The organism is Allorhizobium sp. Av2, from assembly GCF_021462805.2.
GTDB lineage: Bacteria > Pseudomonadota > Alphaproteobacteria > Rhizobiales > Rhizobiaceae > Allorhizobium > Allorhizobium vitis_G.
In genome coordinates, this window is record NZ_CP192696.1 from 47,862 (window position 1) to 69,003 (window position 21,142).

At 59.9% G+C, this 21,142-nt stretch carries 16 protein-coding genes; 9 read left to right on the top strand and 7 right to left on the bottom strand.

Features of this window, described 5'->3' with window-relative positions; translation table 11 throughout:
* The first annotated feature begins 30 nt into the window (after positions 1-30).
* Entirely contained in the window at positions 31-834 is an 804-nt protein-coding gene (locus tag FS819_RS00240; RefSeq protein ID WP_156549280.1) for an EF-hand domain-containing protein, read from the top strand.
* Between the two features lie 161 nt (positions 835-995).
* Here FS819_RS00240 and FS819_RS00245 read toward each other — a convergent pair whose 3' ends face one another.
* From FS819_RS00245 to FS819_RS00265, 5 genes are all read right to left on the bottom strand, one after another.
* Positions 996-2,864 carry a HAMP domain-containing methyl-accepting chemotaxis protein gene (locus FS819_RS00245; RefSeq protein WP_234624713.1) on the bottom strand — a complete coding sequence of 623 codons (1,869 nt, stop codon included), beginning with the start codon at positions 2,862-2,864 and terminating at the stop codon, positions 996-998.
* Positions 2,865-3,425: 561 nt separating this feature from the next.
* The gene (locus FS819_RS00250) at positions 3,426-4,076 is read right to left on the bottom strand and encodes a PIN domain-containing protein (protein ID WP_234625123.1); all 651 of its coding nucleotides are present in this window, start codon (positions 4,074-4,076) and stop codon (positions 3,426-3,428) included.
* Entirely contained in the window at positions 4,051-5,241 is a 1,191-nt protein-coding gene (locus FS819_RS00255; RefSeq protein WP_234625122.1) for an XRE family transcriptional regulator, read from the bottom strand. Before FS819_RS00255 ends, FS819_RS00250 begins: the two co-directional genes overlap by 26 nt.
* On the bottom strand, positions 5,225-6,610 hold the full coding sequence (locus tag FS819_RS00260) for a 7-cyano-7-deazaguanine synthase (RefSeq protein WP_234625121.1): 1,386 nt from the start codon (positions 6,608-6,610) through the stop codon (positions 5,225-5,227). The genes FS819_RS00255 and FS819_RS00260 overlap by 17 nt, the downstream gene beginning before the upstream one ends.
* Positions 6,607-7,182, bottom strand: coding sequence for a hypothetical protein (locus FS819_RS00265; protein ID WP_234625120.1), 576 nt, complete (start codon positions 7,180-7,182; stop codon positions 6,607-6,609). The genes FS819_RS00260 and FS819_RS00265 overlap by 4 nt, the downstream gene beginning before the upstream one ends.
* A gap of 375 nt (positions 7,183-7,557) precedes the next feature.
* On the opposite strand from FS819_RS00265, the gene FS819_RS00270 reads away from it, so the two are divergent.
* Genes FS819_RS00270 through FS819_RS00295 form a run of 6 tightly spaced genes read left to right on the top strand, consistent with a single transcriptional unit; the run spans position 7,558 to position 15,253 of the window.
* Positions 7,558-7,818 carry a HigA family addiction module antitoxin gene (locus FS819_RS00270; protein ID WP_234625119.1) on the top strand — a complete coding sequence of 87 codons (261 nt, stop codon included), beginning with the start codon at positions 7,558-7,560 and terminating at the stop codon, positions 7,816-7,818.
* Positions 7,799-10,576, top strand: a complete 2,778-nt coding sequence (locus tag FS819_RS00275) for a class I SAM-dependent DNA methyltransferase (protein ID WP_234625118.1) — start codon at positions 7,799-7,801, stop codon at positions 10,574-10,576. Before FS819_RS00270 ends, FS819_RS00275 begins: the two co-directional genes overlap by 20 nt.
* Positions 10,573-11,355: a hypothetical protein gene (locus FS819_RS00280; protein WP_234625117.1), complete on the top strand. Its 783-nt coding sequence runs from the start codon at positions 10,573-10,575 to the stop codon at positions 11,353-11,355. Before FS819_RS00275 ends, FS819_RS00280 begins: the two co-directional genes overlap by 4 nt.
* Complete coding sequence (locus tag FS819_RS00285) at positions 11,352-13,433, top strand: pseudomurein-binding repeat-containing protein (protein ID WP_234625116.1); 2,082 nt, start codon at positions 11,352-11,354, stop codon at positions 13,431-13,433. Before FS819_RS00280 ends, FS819_RS00285 begins: the two co-directional genes overlap by 4 nt.
* On the top strand, positions 13,426-14,634 hold the full coding sequence (locus FS819_RS00290) for a GIY-YIG nuclease family protein (protein ID WP_234625115.1): 1,209 nt from the start codon (positions 13,426-13,428) through the stop codon (positions 14,632-14,634). The genes FS819_RS00285 and FS819_RS00290 overlap by 8 nt, the downstream gene beginning before the upstream one ends.
* Before the next feature lie 52 nt (positions 14,635-14,686).
* Positions 14,687-15,253 (top strand): gamma-glutamylcyclotransferase, encoded by a 567-nt coding sequence (locus FS819_RS00295; RefSeq protein ID WP_234625127.1) that lies wholly within the window; start codon positions 14,687-14,689, stop codon positions 15,251-15,253.
* Between the two features lie 85 nt (positions 15,254-15,338).
* Here FS819_RS00295 and FS819_RS00300 read toward each other — a convergent pair whose 3' ends face one another.
* Both FS819_RS00300 and FS819_RS00305 read right to left on the bottom strand, forming a co-directional pair.
* Complete coding sequence (locus tag FS819_RS00300) at positions 15,339-17,837, bottom strand: ATP-binding protein (RefSeq protein ID WP_234625114.1); 2,499 nt, start codon at positions 17,835-17,837, stop codon at positions 15,339-15,341.
* Entirely contained in the window at positions 17,837-18,064 is a 228-nt protein-coding gene (locus FS819_RS00305) for a hypothetical protein (protein WP_234625113.1), read from the bottom strand. The genes FS819_RS00300 and FS819_RS00305 overlap by 1 nt, the downstream gene beginning before the upstream one ends.
* 370 nt (positions 18,065-18,434) lie before the next feature.
* Between FS819_RS00305 and FS819_RS00310 the strand changes: the two genes are divergently transcribed.
* Positions 18,435-20,501, top strand: a complete 2,067-nt coding sequence (locus FS819_RS00310) for a ParB/RepB/Spo0J family partition protein (protein WP_234625112.1) — start codon at positions 18,435-18,437, stop codon at positions 20,499-20,501.
* Positions 20,502-20,711: 210 nt separating this feature from the next.
* Positions 20,712-21,140, top strand: coding sequence for a hypothetical protein (locus FS819_RS00315; RefSeq protein WP_234625111.1), 429 nt, complete (start codon positions 20,712-20,714; stop codon positions 21,138-21,140).
* The last annotated feature ends 2 nt before the right edge of the window (positions 21,141-21,142 follow it).

The window sequence follows — 21,142 nt, forward strand, 5'->3', positions numbered from 1 at the left end:
AACGATGTGGCACCGAGGAAAGGAAACTCCATGAGTGCGAAGAAAACGACCATTGCTGCCCTGGCGGCTACCCTGCTGGTCAGCGCGTCATCCGGTGCCGTATTTGCAAAAGACGTTAAGGCTCCACCGCCACCTCCACCACGGCCTGATGAGATGCGCGACGCCTGCGGTCCCCGTCCGATGATGATGCATGGACCGGCAGCGATGTTCATCTTTGCCCTCCAGCAATTCGACACCAACAAGGACGGCAAGATTTCCAAGGAAGAGGCCAAGGACGCTGAAGACAAGCTGTTTACGGCCATCGATACTGACAAGGACGGCGTTCTGACGCCGGGTGAATTGCGCAAGTTCCATGAAGCACGCATGGAGGCCATGCGTGCCGAGATGCCGAAGCCTCCGGCGCCTGAGGGTGCTGCGCCAGTCGATCCTAACGGGCCAAAGCCTGACGAGGCGACGGATCAGCCACCACCGCCGCCGCCAGGTGGCCCGGGTGCAGAAGACGACGCCATGGGACCGCCTGATGACGGCATGGCCGGTTGTGGTCCGCATCGTCCAGGGCCGGAGCGCTGGGCAAAGGAACGCGGTCCGGAGGGCGAGCGAATGGGTGGACCCAGGGGTCCGCATGGCCATCGCCCGATGATGGCGATGGGGCCAATGGGTGGTCCAATGGGTGCGATGCGCCTGCTGGAGAAGGTCGACACCGATGAAAACGGCCAGATCAGCAAGGCCGAAGCCGATGCGGCGCTCGATAAGCTGTTCACCCGTCTGGATACCAATAAGGATGGCTTCATTTCGGCCGATGATTTCCCGAAGGGACCATCGATTCTGCCGTGATTGTTTGTCCATGATTGCCCGGGCCTGATTGCTTGCGCTTCAATAGCCAAGTGCGGATATGCAAGACGGTCTTAAATGAAAAGCGCCGCGCGTCAGAGACGTACGGCGCTTTTTTGAGTTTATCGATCAGGCAGAAGAGAGCCTGGCATCAATGGCGAAAATCAGAACTCCTCCCAATTGTCGCGGCTGACGGCGGCATTACCATGGCTGACCGGAACAGACTGCTGGGCCCTGCGCGGGGCCTGTGCTCTGGGAGCAGGCGCAGGCGAGGCCTGGGCTGAGCGTACTGGCTGGGCAACATCGTTTCCGGTTCTAAATTGCGCGAGCAGATCCGAAAGGCGACGGCTTTCCTGATTGAGACCAGCCCCGGCGGCATTCATTTCTTCCACCATGGCGGCATTTTGCTGGGTCGCCTGGTCCATATGATTGACGGCGGTATTGACCTCCGCCAAACCGCTGGCCTGTTCCTGGGCGGCCGTCGCAATGGCATCCATATGCTGGTTCATGTCCTCGACCACCTTGGAAATGGTCGTCAAGCCTTCGCCAGTATCGTTGACCAGCTTAACGCCTTCGCTGACAGCTGCTTCCGAATTGCCGATCAGCGACTTGATTTCCTTGGCGGCATTGGCGGAACGTTGCGCCAGTTCGCGCACTTCCTGGGCAACGACGGCAAAGCCCTTGCCTGCTTCACCAGCGCGGGCGGCCTCGACCCCCGCATTCAAGGCCAGGAGGTTGGTCTGGAAGGCGATCTCGTCGATCACGCTGATGATCTGGGTGATCTTGCGCGAGGCATCTTCGATCCGTTCCATGGCGGAGACGGCATTGTTGACCACAGTCGCCGAATGTTCGGCATGCTGGCGGGCATTGCGCACCAGATTGCGGGCTTCGCCGGTCCGCTTGGACGTCGCCTGTACGTTGGAAGTGATCTGCTCCAGCGCGGCGGCAGTCTCCTCTAGCGAGGCGGCCTGCTGTTCAGTGCGCTTGGCCAGCGTGTCGGAGGCTTGCGAAATTTCACCGCTGCCATTGGTTACACCCTTGCCGACTTGACCAACGGCCACGAGCGCGGAGCGCAACTGGTTGACCGATGCATTGAAGTCATGGCGCAGCGGTTCGAACTGGGCGGCGAACTGCTGATCGATTTCGCAAAGAAGGTCGCAGGAGGCCAACCGCTTCAGGCCGGCGGCCAGCGCGCCCGTGGCTTCGTTCAGGCGGCGTTCCGCATCTTCCTCGGCGCGGCGCTGCACATCCTTGCGTTCCTGTTCGGCATTGAGCCGGTTCTGTTCGGTCTGCGCTTCCAGCTGAACTTTCGCCAGGGCCGATTGCCGCATGACTTCGACGGCGCCAGCCATTTCCCCGATTTCGTCCTTGCGGTCGGCGTCGGGTACAGTGACATCCAGCTTACCATCGGCAATATGCAGCATCACCTTTGCCATCCGGGTCACAGGGCGTGACACGCCCAGGATGATCCAGCCGGTCAAGATGCTCATCAACAGCACGCCGAACAGAATGACACCAATGGTAACATAGGAGGACTGCGTATAGGCTGCCTCGGCAGCTGTGCTTGAGGCTGCCGCACCGCTATCGTTGAGCTTGATGATTTCGCCAAGCGCAATGAAGCTGTCGACCAGCGGCTGACGGGCTGGGGCGATTGCGGCGGTTGCTGCAACCTGATCCTTGGCGGCGACGGCGCTGATGATCTTCTTTTGAAATTCGAGATAGCGGGTCCACTTGGCTTCGAAATCGCCCCACAATTTCTTCTCAGCATCGTTGCGCAGGGTTGCGCGGAAGTCCGCATAGGATTTCGGAATGGATGCATCCATTTCCGCGAACTCGTCATCCAGCCCTTTGATCTCGGCGGGATCGACGGCAATGGTCTTGCGGATCGTCGTCGTGTGATAGCGCAACATGGTAAACTGAATGCCATCCAGTTTCGCCATCCGTGGCATCCACACCTGCCGTGTATCGGAGGCTGCCGAAAACACCACGGACGTTTGCTTGTAGCTGAACAGGCCGAGAAGGATGACAAGCATGAGTGCCGCCCCTGCCATGACCATTAATCGCGTTGAAATCCTTAAACTCATCACTATGCCCCCCAGGCTGGCATCCCAATATTTGGCTGCCTGAGGATTGACCCAAATTGATAAATTAAAAATGAAGGTATCGGTAATATAAGGAATGTGAAGGCGAAATTTACGCCCTATGATTGTGTCGCAGCGAGAGACATATTGTCACTGAAAGCAAAAATGCGATGGGCTGATTTTAAAGCCTCATCGATCCCATCACCAGACTGAGTAACAGCTTCGGAAAGCCCGGTCACCAGTCGTCTGGATGAGCGACCATTTAGAAACGCACGTGCTGAGCTCATAAACGCATGAGCGTTCAGGTGACTAATCGTTTTAAAGGAGAAAATGGCGCGCCGTCTCAGGCGATGATGAGAACTATGTCTACGCTATCGCCCTCTAATGCCCTCCACAGCTCTCCTTTGAGTCGATTGAGCGACAATACCCACTTTAGCGCACTTCAGATCCAAGGCTGCAAAAGCTGCGGGGTGAAAAAGCGGCCGTCGCAATGTTTCGCAAGTTCGCATAGCTCTAAGCTGGCGGCGTTTCGAGAGCGTCCAGAACATCCCGTCCCAGACTAAATCGTTCTCGATACCCAGGAAGGCACGTGCAACTGCGTGAACGCTCCAGGCCGATGAGCGCGATGACGTCGTCCGCCCTTTCCGATGGGATTCGCATACGACCGTCGCGAAGGGCGAGATACAGCGCTTCGACGGCAGGTTGATCGCCGAGGTCGGCGATGGCCGTCGGATGACAAAAGAGGTCTAACGACCAGCCAGGCGGTCGCGCTTTCATTAGGATGCCGGCGCGGGTACGCCCCTTTCGTTCATCAATAACCGGCAGGAGACATCGAGAGGCGGCGACCGCGATCGTCGCGGCCTCGCCGTCGTCCAGCGAAGGCGAGGTCGACGTGAGTTCGTGGAATATCTCGTATTCCACGTCGGTTATATTGGCGAGAGTCACGATTCCACCCGTCACGAGGCCGTGCAGAAAGCTGTGCTCGCCGTTACGGCGGCTCGTCTCGTGCTCCAGTTCTCCAGCCACAATCTCCGGCACGACGATATCGTTAGGGATGGCCGTGAGGATGCGCTCGCCATGCTTGCAAGCGTGAAGATTGATCAGAACACTCGTGTCGAGAACAAGCGGATCCGCGATATCAATCAGGGAGCTTGAGCAACTCATCCGTCTCTCTTTCCTCAAGCTCGATCTGGTCAATAATGCCGCGAAGCTCCACTCGGCCCACCTTTAATAGTTCCGCCAACTGTCCTTCAGACATCAGTTCACGCTTCCAGGCGGCATGCGCCATCAGGCTCATGCGGTGGGAAATGGGCCGGTCCGCGTCGCTCTTCGCTGGATCGCGGCGATCGGTCATTTCGCCGAGAACCTCCTGGACATGCTCATCGGTGATGCCGCCGTTGTTTTCGAACCAGGCCCAGGTGCCCTTCTTGGCAAGGCCTAATTCCTCGAGTCGGAGAGCGCACGCTTGGCGCGAGATATTATACTGTTGGGCGAGGAGAATGATCAGACGCCGGGTCGTTTTGCCGGTGATCTCCTTCAGTTGGCGGAAGCTTTCCGAGAAACTCTCGGCTGGCGTCACGAATGCACGGCCAAAAGCGTTAGCATAACGCTCATCGCGTGACAGGAATTTCTCATCGTCTTCAAGCACCTCCGGAGTCTGGCGGGTGCCATAGAAGTGGCCGAGTTCATGCGCCGCGGACTGGATGCGCCGCGGCAATGGATGGTTGGCATTGAGAAGAATGCACGCGCCGACGCTTTCATCGTAGGTGAAAAGACCGGCAACCTTCGAACCGGAAGAAAGCCGGCGCTGATACAACCGGATGCCGAGACCCAGGTCGATGACCGAGAAGATGTCAGCAATCGGTCCCGGACCAAGACCCAGCCAGTCGCGCAAATCCTTCGCATGCTTTTCGGCCAGGGCCACAACGTCGCCCTCGTTGATGCCGCGCTCCGGGGGATAATTTCGCCGCCGCTGGATGCCGAGGATGTTCTCCAGTTCAACGTCGGCTTTGATTAGGTCGTTGAACAACTGAACGGCTTCGTTGGTGTGTGCGTCCTCGGTTTCCCGCAATTTGCGGAAGCGGGGCATCAGATCGGTATGCACAGCTTCTCGGCGGAGGAGTGCGTTCACCGATACGCCGTAGTGGCGGGCGAGCATCTGGATTTCCTGAATGCGCACCCGGCGCACACCCTTCTCGATTGATACCAGCGTTGGGCGGGACATGCCGATGACTTGAGCCGCGTCATCCTGGCGGATTTCTGCATTCTCCCGTGCTATCCGTAGCCGACGTCCAATTTCCTGTGCGCTCAGCTCATTCAGATCGCCCATAGCGCCCTCCATCCATCCAGCTCTTCAAGAAGCTTTGTTCTCCTTGTGCGGACAGAAATGCCCGCCATTCCTCGGCATGCGTTACCAACATCGTCCTCAGTTTCTTCAGAGCTTCCTCGTAGCTTTCCCCTATTGCGGCCGCGATTTGCCAGGCGTGAACGCGAAGGTCGTCGTCAGGCAAGCCGCTCATGTCCGCGAGATGCTGCAGGTGGCGCACACCGACGCTTCCGTACTCGACCATGATGTCCCGATCAGCCTTCTGGGGTATGACCGACAGAGCATCGCCAGCGTCAGACGCGGCAAGGTCGGACACGACATACGTTCGAGGTGCCTCGTTGACGCCAGCGGCATGCATGCTGAGGCGTCTCAGCATGCAGGCAGCGCACAGGCCACACTGCTTCTTGCCACCTACATTGACGATCCGGCGGGTCTGCCAACAGGAATGGGTACTCGTCAGATGCCCTTCGGACTTTCCGGCTATGCCCAAAAATGCGCGTAGCGTCTGGCCTTTCGTAGACCACAGACGCGGCTGCTCAAACTGGACCCGGTAGCCCTGCAATGCCTTGATGAACCGCTCCATCTTCCGGAAGAACGTCGGATGGTTACGATAGTCGGCGTAGATGTTGTGCAGCGGAAGCAGCACGGGACCAAGCGCGCCCTGGCCGCTCTCCGGAACTACGATACGCGGCACGCTTGAGAGCTGCGCGGCAATCGCCGTCACCGCCGCAAACTGGAATCCGCGCGAGCGGAAGCTGCTTTCGTTGCCGCGGTACCCCTTAACCTTGAACGGAATTCGCGTGAAATAGCTGTCACCATTTTTCCGGCGCTGGCGATTGCCGGCGACGCGAATACAGAGCGCCTGTTCCTTGTCCCCGCTGAGAGCTGAGACGGCACGGGAATCCAAACCATCGCTATAGGCGACAGCGAAGGTTTTGGTCTTGCCGAAGTCCAGCGGCATCTGCCGCGAGCCGATAGGCGACAGGTTCTTCGCCTGAACGAAGGTAAATCGCCACGAGTCGCCGGTCAGATGGTTCAAGACGCTATGAAGGCTCTTCAGGACATCCGGCTTCTGCCAACTCTTGAAGTCGATAACTGGAAGGGTCACATCCAAGGTGCGGCGCCAGCCCAGCGGACGCTTCCAACGACGGTCAGCGAACTCGACGGCGGCACAGAGGACCAGCAAGTCGTAATGCAGCGGTTCGCACCCCTTCACGTCGAAGGTATCCAGAACCGCTGCGTCGAAACGAATGTGCCGGCCGACCTCTGCGGTCGCCGCGTCCTTCGGGACGGTGCGGCCCGGCTTCTGCCCCTTCTCGATAACGAACAGGCGCTTGTTTGGCATCGATGACTTGTTCGGATGGGTGCTCACTCCTCGGGCCCCGCGTCTACGCCGGCTTTCTTCTGAACTGCCTGACTGAAAGCGCGCTTGTTGCCCGTTGCTAAGGCGTCGCTGAGTTCACTGGACTTGATCGCAGCGAACGTCTCGCGGTTCCGCTCGATTCCCTTCCGGTACTCTTCTCGGCTCATATCGCCGAGTTCGCGGGCACGGATGCATTCTTCGTCGAGGCGGTTCTTGGTAATGCCGATCCACTCTTTTGCCGTGCTTTCGAGCGCCTCACCGAGGGCCTTGTCGGGAGACATTTGATCTTGGAGGTTGGCTATCAAATGCCGTTGTAGGGCGTCCGTCAAAGGCAACGGCGCATGATTGTCGAAAATCGTTTCGACCGTCGTGACAGGGTCCAGGTCCATTTGGGCACGCCCGGCGTGAGCTTTGAGTTCATCGAAAAGAGGACTGAATGCCTTCATGTCCACGTCACCAATCATGCTGTGGCACGCATGCATCGTGCGCTCTTCCGGGCTCGCGGCATCACTGACCAGTTCCTGGCCGTAGCGCTTCCAGCGGCTGGGCAGTTCCGCATTTCTGAATGGTCCATCAGTCATGATCGCCTCCCATGTCGGCAACATAGGCACGTAATCTGACAAAGTCAATATTTAATGGATATGTCCTGACATTTTGGACCAGTGGAATGCCATCGTCGCAGACCAACATCGCGATCCACCGACGGCTTTGGTCACGAATGAGCCAGCCATAAAGCGTATCGGACTTCTAGGAAGCCCGATCACGTTGCGGTACCGGACACCGTTGGCCAAAGAAAATAAGTCTGTGAATCCAATGGCCTGATAGCAGGCCGGGCCTGGAGGAACTTGCCCAGTGTCGATTATCACTGTAGTCCTGCATGAACGAAGGGCGATACGAATCGACAGGCGATGCACCCAGGAACGGCCGTCCGGCAAGATTGCGTTGAAAAGAACGGGTTGAGCGTAACCGACGCCGCCCGAATCCTCGGCGTCGATCGGCAAACCCTCAGCAATTTGCTGAATGCCCGGTCGGGAATCTCGCCCGAGATGGCCATCCGGCTGGAAAAGGCGTTCGGCACGCCAGCCCGCGAATGGCTGATCCGGCAGCTCGACTATGAGTTGGCCGAGGTCATGCACCGGGCCAACAAGATCAAGGTCGAGCCTTTCCGCGCCTCGGCTACGGAAAGCGGGGGGATGCATGAACGCCGTCGAGATTGAAGAGGCCATATCGGCGCTCGCAGAGCAGCCGTTCGACGCGGGGGAGTTTCCTTATCTCTTCCTGCAAGCCTTCGGGAACAAGGAAACGACTCTCAAGCGGCTGCGCAAGGGCGAGTCGAACAAGTCCGACCTTGGCGGCGTCCTTCAGACCAACAACATCCATATCGCCGTCGCCGCACCCGGCGAGGTGACGAACACCCTTGCTGCGCTGAAGGCCAGCCCGGCAACGACGCGGGCGAAGGCGAGATTCGTGCAGGCGACCGATGGCGACACGTTCGAGGCCGAGGACTTGGCATCGGGCGAGACGGTCGTCTGCGCCTTTGCCGACTTCCCCGACCATTTCGGCTTTTTCCTGCCGCTCGCCGGCATCACCACCGTGAAGCAGGTACGCGACAGTTCCTTCGATATCCGGGCGACCAGCCGCCTGAACCGCCTCTATGTCGAGCTTCTGAGGGACAATCCCGAATGGGGAACGGCCGAACGCCGGCCTGACATGAATCATTTCATGGCGCGGCTGATCTTCTGCTTCTTCGCGGAGGACACCGACATCTTCGGCGGCACGCGGCGCTTCACCACCACCGTCGAGCAAATGAGCGCCAAGGACTCGTCCAACACCCATGAGGTGATCGGCACGTTGTTCCGCGCCATGAATATGAAGAGCGCGGATCGCGTTGCGGCAGGGATTCCCCGCTGGGCCGACCAGTTCCCCTATGTGAACGGCGGGCTCTTCTCCGGCAGCATGGACGTGCCGCGCTTCAGCCGCATCGCGCGCTCCTACCTTCTCCACATCGGCAATCTCGACTGGACGAAGATCAATCCCGACATCTTCGGCTCGATGATTCAGGCCGTCGCGGAGGACGAGGAACGTGGCGCGCTCGGGATGCACTATACCAGCGTTCCGAACATCCTGAAGGTGCTCAATCCGCTGTTCCTCGACGACCTGCGCACGCGGCTGGCCGAGGCCGGGGACAATCCGCGCATGTTGCTGAACCTACGCAAGCGCATGTCGCGGATCAGGATCTTCGATCCGGCTTGCGGCTCCGGCAACTTCCTTGTCATCGCCTACAAGCAGATGCGGGCGATCGAAGCTGAGATCGACAAGCGCCGCGGCGAGGCCGACCGGCGCAGCGACATCCCGCTCACAAACTTTCGAGGGATCGAGCTGCGCGACTTCCCGGCCGAGATCGCACGCCTTGCACTCATTATCGCCGAGTATCAGTGCGACGTGCTCTATCGCGGCCAAAAGGAGGCCCTGCGAGACTTCCTGCCTCTGGACGCCGAGAACTGGATTACGTGCGGCAACGCCCTGCGGCTGGATTGGCTGAGTATCTGCCCGTCCACGGGGACCGGCGTGAAGCACCAGGCTGATGATCTGTTCCACACTCCGCTCGATCAGGCTCAGATCGACTTCGAGAATGAAGGAGGAGAGACGTATATCTGCGGAAATCCGCCATATCTCGGCTCGACATGGCAATCGGCCGAGCAGAAATACGACCTTCAGCAAATTTTCGATGGACGCACAAAGAGCTGGAAATCGCTCGATTATGTCGCTGGTTGGTTCATGAAAGCTGCTGATTACGGCACGCAGACTAATACCATTTCTGCTTTTGTGGCCACCAATTCAATTTGCCAAGGTCAGCAAGTGCCAATCCTCTGGCCGTTGATCTTGCAGACCGGCCATGAGATCGCGTTCGCACACACCTCATTCAAGTGGGCTAATCTGGCGAGCCATAATGCAGGTGTAACGGTTGCCATCATTGGCATCTCAAATCACGCAGGCAATTTGCGGCGGCTATTTTCGATCGGCGAGAACGGCACAACGATTGAGAAACAGACGGACAACATCAATGCGTACCTAGCGGCTGGTCGCAACATCATCGTGAGCAAAGAAAGCTCCCCTATTTCTACCATTCCAAAGATGATCTTCGGGAATAAGGTGGTGGACGGCGGACATCTGCGGATGAGCCGTGATGAAATAGGTGGACTTGGCCTTCCAGAAGAGAGCAAACGAAATATCATTCGACGGATTTACGGTTCGGCAGATTTTATTCGTGGAGAGAGTGTGTACTGCCTATGGATTGATGATAAAAATCTATCTGAAGCCATGAGCTACCCAACAGTCGCTGAACGGATAGAGGCGGTGAAAGCTCTTAGGCTCGCGAGCCCAGATAAGAGCGCCAACCAGATGGCCGATCGCGCTCATCAGTTTCGTGAGATGAGGCGAGCCCGAAACCATACTATCGTTCTTCCGAGAATTACGTCAGAGAATCGAGAATTTCTGCCTGTTGGGATTATCGACGCTAGCGGCGTGGTCAGCAGTCAAAGCTTTGCTCTATATGATGAACCAATTTGGCTGCTATCGATCATAGCATCACGTCTTCACGTAATGTGGATCGCGACGGTATGCGGGCGCACGCGAACCGATTTTGCATATTCCAACACCCTCGGCTGGAACACTTTCCCGGTCCCCGCGCTCACCGAGAAGAACATAGCCGACCTGACGCGTTGCGCCGAGGACATCCTGTTGGCGCGTGAAGCGCATTTCCCGGCGACGGTCGCCGATCTCTACAATCCCGACAATATGCCCGCCGACTTGCGGGAGGCCCACGAGCGCAACGACGAGGTGCTTGAGCGCATCTATATCGGCCGCCGGTTCCGCAACGATACCGAGCGGCTGGAAAAGCTGTTCGACCTCTACACCAAGATAACCGCCACCCCAGGCAAGGCCCTCAAGGCCAGGAAGGCGGCGTCGGCATGAGCAGCTATGTGTTGTTCCAAATGTGGGGACCGTTTCGGCAATCGTTGATCAAGGGGCATTTGTTCTATGTCGAGCAGGCGCGGAAGCGTTTGCTTTCGCAGTTCGACGAAATTGAGGTTGATGCCGACCAGGCAGCCGAGGAGTGGCTGGAGCAAAGTGGTCAGCACTTTGACCCGGACCGACATGACCCCGGCGACTTCTATGAAGCAGCCAACGACGTGGGCATCGAGTTCTATGGGCTCTTGAGCGGCATGCGAGAGCAAACCCGCTTGAGCGCCGTCGCTGGGATGTTCCACGAGTGGGACAAGCAGCTACGCGATTGGCTGGCACGTGAGATTCAGCATTGGCATCGTGGCGACAACGCCACCTTGAAGGTCTGGTCGGCTGACTTCGGCCAGATCGCCGACTTGCTAGAAAGCTTCGGCTGGAATGTCCGCAATGCAGACTACTTCCGCACGCTTGATGCGTGCCGCCTTGTGGTCAACGTCTACAAACACGGCGAGGGCAAATCTCTCGATGAGTTGAAAAGTAGTTTTCCTGAATATCTTGATGACCTGTTCAACGGCTCCGGCGGCGCTTTCTCAGACACAAAATATCGTGACCACACGCACCTCAAGGTGAGCGACGATCAATTTCAGGCGTTCTCGGACGCGATCTTGGCGTTCTGGCGGGACGTTCCAGAGAATGTCATCGATTCCCAAATGACTGACGTGCCGGATTGGTTTGGCAAGGCCATCATGAAGGACCGCGCCGATCCACAACAGGCGAGTAAGAAATGACCAATAGAGCCGATAAATCCGTCCCGTCTGTTTCAGTCTCTTACGGCCGCAACGGCAGCTCGACCAAGGCCAATGCCCTTGGCATGCGCCCGATGCAGGAACGCGCCTATGAGAAGCGGGGCGAGCAGTATCTTCTCATCAAGTCGCCGCCCGCTTCGGGCAAGAGCCGCGCGCTTATGTTCATCGCCCTCGACAAGCTTCACAATCAGGGGCTCAAGCAGGCGATCATCGTCGTGCCGGAAAAATCCATCGGCGCCAGCTTCAACGACGAACCGCTGACGAAATTCGGCTTCTGGGCCGACTGGACCGTCGCGCCGAAATGGAACCTTTGCAACGCGCCCGGATCGGACAATGGCGGCAAGGTCAATTCGGTCGAGGCGTTCCTGCAAAGCGACGACAAGGTGCTGGTCTGCACCCATGCCACCTTCCGCTTCGCCGTGGACAGGTTCGGGGTAGAAGCCTTCGACGATCGGCTGATCGCCGTTGACGAATTCCACCACGTTTCCGCCAACCCCGACAACAAGCTCGGCCTGCATCTCGGCCAGTTCATCGCCCGCGACCGCGTGCATATCGTTGCGATGACGGGTTCCTATTTCCGGGGCGATGCCGAAGCCGTGCTCGCCCCGCAGGACGAGTCGAAGTTCGATACCGTCACCTACACCTATTATGAGCAGCTCAATGGCTACGAATATCTGAAGCAGCTCGACATCGGCTATTTCTTCTATTCGGGTTCCTATGCCGACGACATCCTGAAGGTGCTCGACCCCGCCGAAAAAACGATAGTCCACATCCCCTCCGTCAATTCGCGCGAGAGCACGAAGGACAAGATCAGGGAGGTCGAGCACATCATCGAGGAGTTGGGCGAATGGCAGGGGGCAGACCTCGCCACCGGCTTCCAACTGGTTAAGACGCCCGAAGGCCGCGTCCTTCGGATTGCCGACCTGGTTGATGATGACGCCGCCAAGCGGGACCGGGTTTCCGCCGCGCTGAAGGACCCGGCACAGAAGAACAACCGCGACCATGTGGACATCATCATCGCGCTCGGCATGGCGAAGGAAGGCTTCGACTGGATTTGGTGCGAGCACGCGCTGACAGTCGGCTATCGGTCGAGCCTCACCGAGATCGTGCAGATTATCGGCCGCGCCACCCGCGACGCGCCGGGCAAGACCCGCTCCCGCTTCACCAACCTGATTGCCGAGCCGGACGCCTCCGAGGAAGCCGTCACCGAGGCGGTCAACGACACGCTGAAGGCCATCGCGGCAAGCCTGCTCATGGAGCAAGTGCTTGCGCCGCGCTTCGAGTTCAAGCCCAAGAACCCGCAGAGCGGACCGACGCCCGGCTTCGACTATGGCGAAGGCGGCTATGATCCCAATAAGACCAACGTCGGCTTCAACGAGGAGACGGGGCAGTTCCAGATCGAGATCAAAGGTCTTGTCGCGCCGAAGAGCGAGGAAGCGCAGCGCATCTGCCAGCAGGACTTGAACGAGGTCATCGCCGCCTTCGTGCAGGACAAGACGACGATCACGCGCGGCCTGTTTGATGGCGAGCACGCTGGTGGCGAGACCTTGGCAGAAGAGCTGACCCAGCTACGCATGGGCAAGATCATCAAGGACAAGTTTCCCGAGCTGGACGAAGAGGATCAGGAGGCCGTGCGCCAGCACGCCGTCGCCGCTCTGAACCTTGCGCAGAAGGCCAAGGAAGTCGCTTTGGGCGGAGCCGATGGCGACGGCGACAAGAGCCCGAACACGGCCTTCGTCGAGGGTGTCCGCAAGTTTGCAATGGACGTGCGCGAGCTGGACATCGACCTGATCGACCGTATCAACCCCTTCGGCGAAGCCTATGCCATCCTCGCGAAGACCATGAGCGAGGAGAGCCTAAAGCAGGTCGCGGCCGTGATCGGGGCCAAGCGTGCCACGCTGACGATCGAGGAGGCGCGCGAGCTTGCCAAGCGGGCTTTGAAGTTCAAGCAGGAGCGTGGCCGACTCCCCTCGATCACCTCGCCCGACGCCTGGGAAAAGCGCATGGCCGAAGGCGTGGCGTTCCTTCAACGCATGAAGACGGAGGCGGCGCGTGGCTAAGGGCTTCACCGACGAGGATGACGCGCTTCTCGAAGAGCTTGGCGTAGAAGTCGAGGCGAAGAAGGAATCCAGCCGGACACCGCGCGAAGAGCGCGTTATCGCCGGCTTCGAGGAGATTCAGCGTTTCGTCGAGCAGCACGGCCGGCCTCCGCAGCACGGTGAGCACCGCGACATCTTCGAGCGCCTATATGCGGTGCGCCTCGATCGGCTGCGCGAGCGGGCCGATTGCCGCGCCGTGATCGAACGCCTCGATCATCAAGGGCTTCTAGGTGCTACGGAGCCTGCCCCTGTCAGCGCGCCCGATGACCTCGACGATGACGAGCTTCTCGCGCAGCTTGGGGTGGTCGACGAGCCGAGCGACATCACGGAACTCCGGCATGTTCGGTCGGCTGCAGAGAAGCGGGCGGCCGAGGAAATCGCCAACCGCCAGCAATGCGAGGATTTCGACCAGTTCAAGCCGTTGTTCGAGCAGGTGCAGCGCGATCTTCAAAACGGCGTTCGCATGACACGGCGGTTTGTGAAGGACGCGGGTTTCCTGAAAGCGGAAATCAAGGCGGGACAGTTTTTTGTCCTTGGCGGACAAACCGCCTACGTCGCCGAGGTCGGAGAGCCGTTCAAGGCTCCGAATGGGGAAACGGATGCGCGACTCAGAGTCATCTATTCCAACGGAACCGAAAGCGATCTGCTTTTGCGATCGCTTCAGCGGGCGCTTTATAAGGACGAGGCCGGCAGGCGAATTAGTGATCCGGTAGCAGGTCCCTTGTTCGCCGACCAGAGCGAGGAAGGAGACGAGGCGAGCGGCATCGTCTATGTGCTGCGTAGCAAATCCGATCATCCAGCCGTTGCCGCGCATCGTGACGTGCTGCACAAGATCGGCGTGACCGGCGGTGACGTCGCGCGTCGCCTCGCCAACGCGAAGCTCGACCCGACCTTCCTTATGGCCGATGTCGAGGTCGTCGCGACCTACGAGCTATTCAACATCAATCGCACCCGGCTTGAGAACCTGATCCATCGGATCTTCGGCAAGGCCCGCCTTGACATCGAGATCAAGGATCGCTTCGGCATGCCGATCATCCCGCGAGAATGGTTCCTTGTGCCGCTTTTCGTGGTCGATGAAGCAATCGAGAAGATCAGGGACGGAACCATCACCGGCTATGCCTACGACCCGAAGACCGCCTCGCTCACGCGAACTGTCGGATAGGAGGCGCCTAGCCATCGACGGCTGGTGACGGGTGGAGAGGTCAACCGTGGTGATGACGGTTGGCACAGGAATCTTCGCCTTAGAAAGCAAATCTATGTGGATTTTCGGATATGGCTCACTGATGGAGGACGGATGGGAAAAGGAATTCGCATGCCTCCGTCGCGAAAGAGCCGCGCTTACTGGTTATGAACGCTCCTTCAGCAAGGCGTCGACGCTCAACTGGGGTTCTAAGGACGATCCTGCTCCCACCTTGCGCGTCGTTCCGCGTGAAGGTGCTGTATGCCGCGGCATCGCATTTGAGTTTGAGACATCAAGGGAAGATGCCGTCATTGCCTATCTCTCGAAGCGAGAGGGGCAAAGCTTTTGGCGACGGCAGGTAAAGCTCACATTGGATGCAGGCCAAGCAGTTCAGGGGTGCTGCTTTTTCTACGAGGGAAAGAATCTCATTCAAGCCACGAACGTCGAGGAAGTAGCTGCCATGGTACTACGGGCACGCGGCAGGGACGGAAGCGCTTTGGACTATCTTCGTAACACGAAGGATGCCGTCGATCGCATGGGTTTCCGCGACGAGGCTGTTGAAACCTTGTGGGCGGCAGTATTGCAGATGCAGAAATCCTGAAGTCGTTCGTTCATACGCGATTGATATTGTCCTCGTCGGGTGCGGCGGCCGAACTATTTTCAGCCCGAAAGGACCGGCATTCTGGCTACTGTTGTCCTAGATTCCGATACCATTTCCGCTCGGGCGGCGTCTTGGAGATGTCATCGTAACGGAAGCATTCGGCGAGATCGTCTACCGATTGGAGGACACCAAGCAGTACGTGGGCATTGATCGGTGTGCCGCCGCCTGTCTCATAGTGACTGACGTAGTTCGCGATAATCGCAGGGACATGCTGGTTGCGGAAATCTGTCTTCTGTTGCGCGCTCAGTACGATTCTGCCGGCGCCGTCGAAAAGGTCGATGGCCGATGAGATGGCGTCGAGGGCATTCCCGACAGTCTTGTTGTCGCTCCGGATCGCATAGTCGGGCGGCACCGGAATTTTCAGCTTAGAGATGATCTGCGACAGCTTGAACTCCAGGTACTGCCGTACGAACGGCTGGCCGATGTCCACCTGCCCGGCCTGAAGATGTGTCGTCGCGAGATTCTTGAGCCGGTTCGCATCGAGCTGGCTGGCGTACACGTTCCCCGTTGGGGCTGCGCCTTGCAGGCGCTGGTGGTGCCAACCCACCTGCTCGCTCGCCGTCTTGTCGAAATACTTCTCCAGCAGCGTGTCATGGCTGAGCACGATGAATTGCAGGCCGTCGGCTGCCGCTGAAGCCTGCAGCTTGGTGCGCAAGGCCTCCATCAAGGCGAACTGGTGGCCGCCGTCGAAGCTAGAGGTGATGTCGTCGAGCACCATGAAGCGGGCGGGACCGCTCTGCTTGACCGCCGCCGCGAAGAAGATCGAGCCGGCGATGGCGTTCCGGTAGCTCTCCGACAGGACGGCCCGTGCCGAGATGCCGGCCTCGCCGTAGAAGTTCTCCAGCTTCAGATCCACGTCTTCGCTGTCCGCCGACCGCTCCAGTTTGGGCCGCATATCCACGCCGCCCCGCACTAGACCCCGAAACAGGTTCTGATAGCTCGCCTCGATCGCGTTGATGCGCTGGGTCGCCAACCGGCTCTCCGCCTCGCCCACGGTCCTGGCGGCGGTGCCGATGAAGGTTTGCCACCGCTCTCGCCATTTCTTGTGCGTCCGCCAGGCGCTTGCTTCCTTTGCCGCTGTTTGATGCCCGAGGATGGCTTCACGAAAGCGGCTTCCGGCTTCGAGTTGCTGGGTCAGCGCAACTAGCGACGGCGGCAATTCGGCCTGAAGCTCCTGTTCCCGCTTTTGCACTGCCTCCAGGACGGACTTTCGCTCTTCTTCAAGCTGCTGCGCGTTATCGACCGCTTCCCGTAGGCGACCCTCGGTCAGGCGGCTTTCGATCGCCAACTGTCGGATGCTCGCCCGGTGCTTCTTGTTGTCCGGGACGGTGAGGGCGGCACAGCTTTCCAGCTTGTTGAGCCAATCCAGCCAGATGCTGGCAGTCACGGCCTGCTTGAATTCTTCGCCGAGTTGGTCTGCTTCACGGTAGCGCTCAAGCAGGCGCTCCATCCGCGTGGCAATGGGCTCTTCGATATGCGTGTCGCAGACGGGGCATTGGTGAGGATCGCTATAGTCCGCTTCCTCGACCACGCCCTTGGCGGCCCCGAAAAGGTCCTGCCGGCTCTTGCTGCCGGCGAGTGCTACCGCCGCGTCATGGCGGCGTGCCAGGTCGAGCAGCGCCCCGATATCGGCCGCCGCTTCCGGCGTGGACGCGCTCTTGGAAAGCTCCTCGATATTGCGCAGCACCTTCTGATATTCGGCCTTCGCCGGGCCACCCTCCGCCGCGACGATGGCGGCGCGAGCGGCTTCCATATCCACCGTCAGGATGTCTTTTCCGGCGAAGACAGGCGCGAGCGTCGGAATGGCGGCCAGTGCGGCCGTGACTTCCACGACCCGCTGCGCTTCCGCCGACAGGTCCTGGATTGCCGTTCCCGTCACAGCCTCATAAGCCGACAACGCCGCGGCCCGATGGTCCCGCACGAGCTTCTCGGCGGCCTCAAGCTTCGCCTTCAACGCGGCCATCTGGAAATCGGTGTTGAAAGCCCGAGTGTTGCTCGCCTGGTCGAACCGCTGGCGGAGGTGCGCGAAGCGGGTCAGTCCGATCAAGGAGGAGAAGGTGCGCCCCCGATCAAGGGGCGAATCGTCGATAAAGCGGGCGAACTTAGCGTAGTCGACGACCGTGAAATCTTCGGCCAACGCGGCGAGGAACGCTTCGGGGTCGGTATGTCCTGTCGGGCTTGTCACGGTGCGCTGGCCTGCGGCCGTGCGCTGGACGACGATTTCGATTGGTGCGGTGCCGTCGTCAGGTGTGAACTCCAAGGAGATGGAGCCGACTCCGCCCGTATGGAAGCGGTTCACATAGTATGTCTCTGGCCGCTCACTCCGCTGGAGCCCGTCGAGTTTGGGCAGCTTGTCAAAGATGGCGTAGCTGATGGCCTCGAACAGCGAGGTCTTGCCGATGCCGTTCTGGGCATAGATGGAATTGACCGCGTCTGGCTTGAAGCGAAGGGTGAGCGGATCTCCCTCGTTCTTGATGCCTCGAAACCCTTCGACGCCGAGCTTGGTCAGGTAGTAACGGGGCATCACTCGCCTCCTTGAGAGGCTATCTCCGCCTGCGCGGCGGCCTCCAAGGCTTCAAGGACCTTCTGATTGAAATCTCGCCGCGCGTTGTTGTCGCCGGTTTCCAGGATGGCGAGGTTATCGAAGAGGATTTTGGCGCACTCGGCATCAATTGTCTCAAGGTGAGCCTTCAGCCTACCGATGTTCGTCGACCAGTCCTCATCGAGTGAAAAGTCAAAACTGCCCGACATACTGATTCCCCCCAAGCGATCTCCCACAGCCACAATATACAACCGCTGCAATTTGCTCAATTGAAGTAGAAGAGCGGCGAGGCTCCATATCTCGACGGTGTTGCGACTTTTCTCAGTGATCCCAAGGGCTCGCACCGCCTCTCAGGGCTAAGGGCTCCGCCCTCGCGGCGGGCAAGAGCGGCCGGGCGGTATCCCCGACCTTCCGCGCGGATACGGCTTTCAGTAATCCCAGAACTACGGAAATCCGCTTGTGCAGGTCGGGTGATCCCCCTCCGCCCGGCCGCTCTTGCCCTCTGCTACCCCGGTCTCGCCGACGGGCAGGGTTGCAGCGCAGCGCTGCGCTCCAACCCAAGCCCATAGGAGAACGACCATGACCACGACCGCAAACAGCATCCCGACCGTCGAAAATGGCGCGACGGTTTTCATCCCGCTTAACAAGCTCAAGAAGCACCCGAAGAATGCCCGCAAGACCCCGCACAGCGAGGCGTCTATCGAGGCGAAGGCAGCGAGCATCGCCGCCAAGGGCATCTTGCAAAATTTGGTGGTGGAGCCGGAGCTTGATGCGGCGGGCGAACCGACCGGCGGCTATCTCGTCACCATCGGCGAAGGCCGCAGGCTGGCGCAGATGCTCCGAGTGAAGCGCAAGGAGATCAAGAAGACCGAACCCATCCGCTGCGTCATCGACACGGCGAACGACGCGGCGGAGATCAGCCTTGACGAGAATGTCACCCGCGAGAACCTACACCCCGCTGATGAATACGAGCGCTTCCGCGAGCTTTCGGAAAACCACGGATGGGGCGCGGAAGAAATCGCGGCCCGCTTCGGCGTGTCCCCACATGTGGTGAAGCAGCGGATGCGTCTTGGCGCTGTCAGCCCCAAGCTGTTGCAGGCTTACCGCGACGGCGAACTAACCTTGGATCAGTTGATGGCCTTCGCCATCACCGACGATCACGCGCGGCAGGAACATGTCTATCAAAACCTGTCCTATAACCGCGATCCGTCCATCATCCGGCGTGACCTGACCAAGATGAACGTGGCGGCGACGGATCGGCGCGCGGTTTTCGTCGGCGCGCAAGCCTATGCCGAGGCGGGCGGCAACATCATCCGCGACCTGTTCACCGAGGATCGCGGCGGCTTCTTTGAAGACCCCGCCTTGCTGGACCGGCTCGCCATCGAGAAGCTGGAGTGGGTCGCCGCTGAGGTGCAGGAGGCCGAGGGGTGGAAGTGGACTGCCGCCTATCTCGACTTCCCCCATGCCCATGGGATGCACCGCGTCTACCCGCATTCGGTGGAGCTTTCGGAAGCGGACGCCGCTTCCTACGACGCCGCGCAGGACGAGCTTGAGCGCCTGACGGCGGAATGGGAGGACGCCGATATTGACCTCCCGTCCGAAGTGGACGCCCGGTTCGCGGAGCTTGAAGCCGAGATCGAGCGTATCAACGCGCTGCGCCACGCCTACGATCCCGACGAGATCGCGCGCGGCGGTGTGTTCGTCGTCGTGGCCCATGACGGGCAAGCTCGTATCGAGCGCGGCTTCATCCGGGCCGAGGACGAGGCACCGGAGCCGGAAGCCGTCGAGGATGGCGAAACTGTCATCGACGGGGTGCGCGTCAATGGTGATGGTGAGATCATCGACGGCGACGAGCAGGACGGCGAAGGCGACCACGTTCCCGCAAGTGAGCCGGAAGAAGAAGATGCCGGGGATGACGGCAAGCCGCTGCCGGATTCGCTTATCCGCGACCTGACCGCACATCGCACCCTTGGCTTGCGTCTCGCCCTTGGCGAGCAGCCGGATATGGCGCTGATCGCGGTCATCCACACGCTAGCCGCGCAGACCTTCTATAAGGGCGGAGGCGAGGCCCATTGCCTCGAAATCCGTCCGACCAGCAACTACCTCGCGGCCCACGCGGACGGCATCGAGGACACGGCGGCGGCGAAGATGCTGGCGGATCGCCATGCCGGATGGGCGGCGGACATGCCGTGCGATGTGGCCGACCTCTGGGGGTTTGTCGCCGGTCTGGACTATGCGAGTCTGATGGCCTTGCTCGCGCATTGCGCCTCGCTCACCGTCAATGCGGTGAAGCTGCCGTGGGAAACCAGCAAGCGCCGCGCTCATGAGACGGCGGACAAGCTGGCGACGGCGGTGACGCTCGACATGACGGCGCACTGGACACCGACCGTGCGGGCTTATCTCGGTCGCGTCACCAAGGCGCATATCCTCGCCGCCGTGCGCGAGGCCCTTGGCGACGAGGCGGCGGAGCGGATCGCGGACATGAAGAAGCCGGCGATGGCAGAAACCGCCGAGCAGCTTCTGGCCGGGACCGGCTGGCTCCCGCCTGTGCTGCGCACCGAGCGGCCCGAGGCGTTCGCCACCGACGCCGATGTGATGGCACCGGAAGCACAGAGCGATGACCATTTCGTCGTCGCAGCGGAATGATCGCCGAGCCGGGACCGCGCAAGCGGTCCCGGCTTCTCACTGAAAAAATCGCGGCCGCGCGGTTGCCCGCGCGGCCGGCTCACCTCGACCATCGCAATGACACATCCTGTTCATGGTCGACAGGACAGGCACGGATCGCCAATACTGCACCATCCTCGAAGGAAGGAGCGATTGATCGGCAACCCGCGCCAGGCGTGAAGGAGAAGAATCATGGTCGCCGTAATGTTCATGAGCGTTGCTCTGATCGCAATGCTTTGCGTCCTGGCCTATACGCTCGCAGTCTATGCGCTGCCTTTCATGCTCGGCCTGACCGCCGCGCACTTCGCCTATCAGACCGGCTCCGGCTTCATCGGCGCGGGCCTCGTGGGGCTGGTGGCAGGCGGTGCGGCCTTCGGCGTCCTGGCGCTGCTGTTCGACACGCTGCGCTCACCTACCTTGCGCCTGATTGTGGCGCTGGTCTTCGCCACGCCCGCCGCCGTTGCGGGATATGCACTCGTCCACGGCGTCACCAAAGAATCCGTACCGTCCGAAATCTGGCGGCAAATCTTCTGCATCATTAGTGGCGGTTTCGTTGGCGTGTCGGCCGTGATGCGGCTAGCGATTCCAGCCGCCACGCTCCACCTGACCAGAACACGATAGCG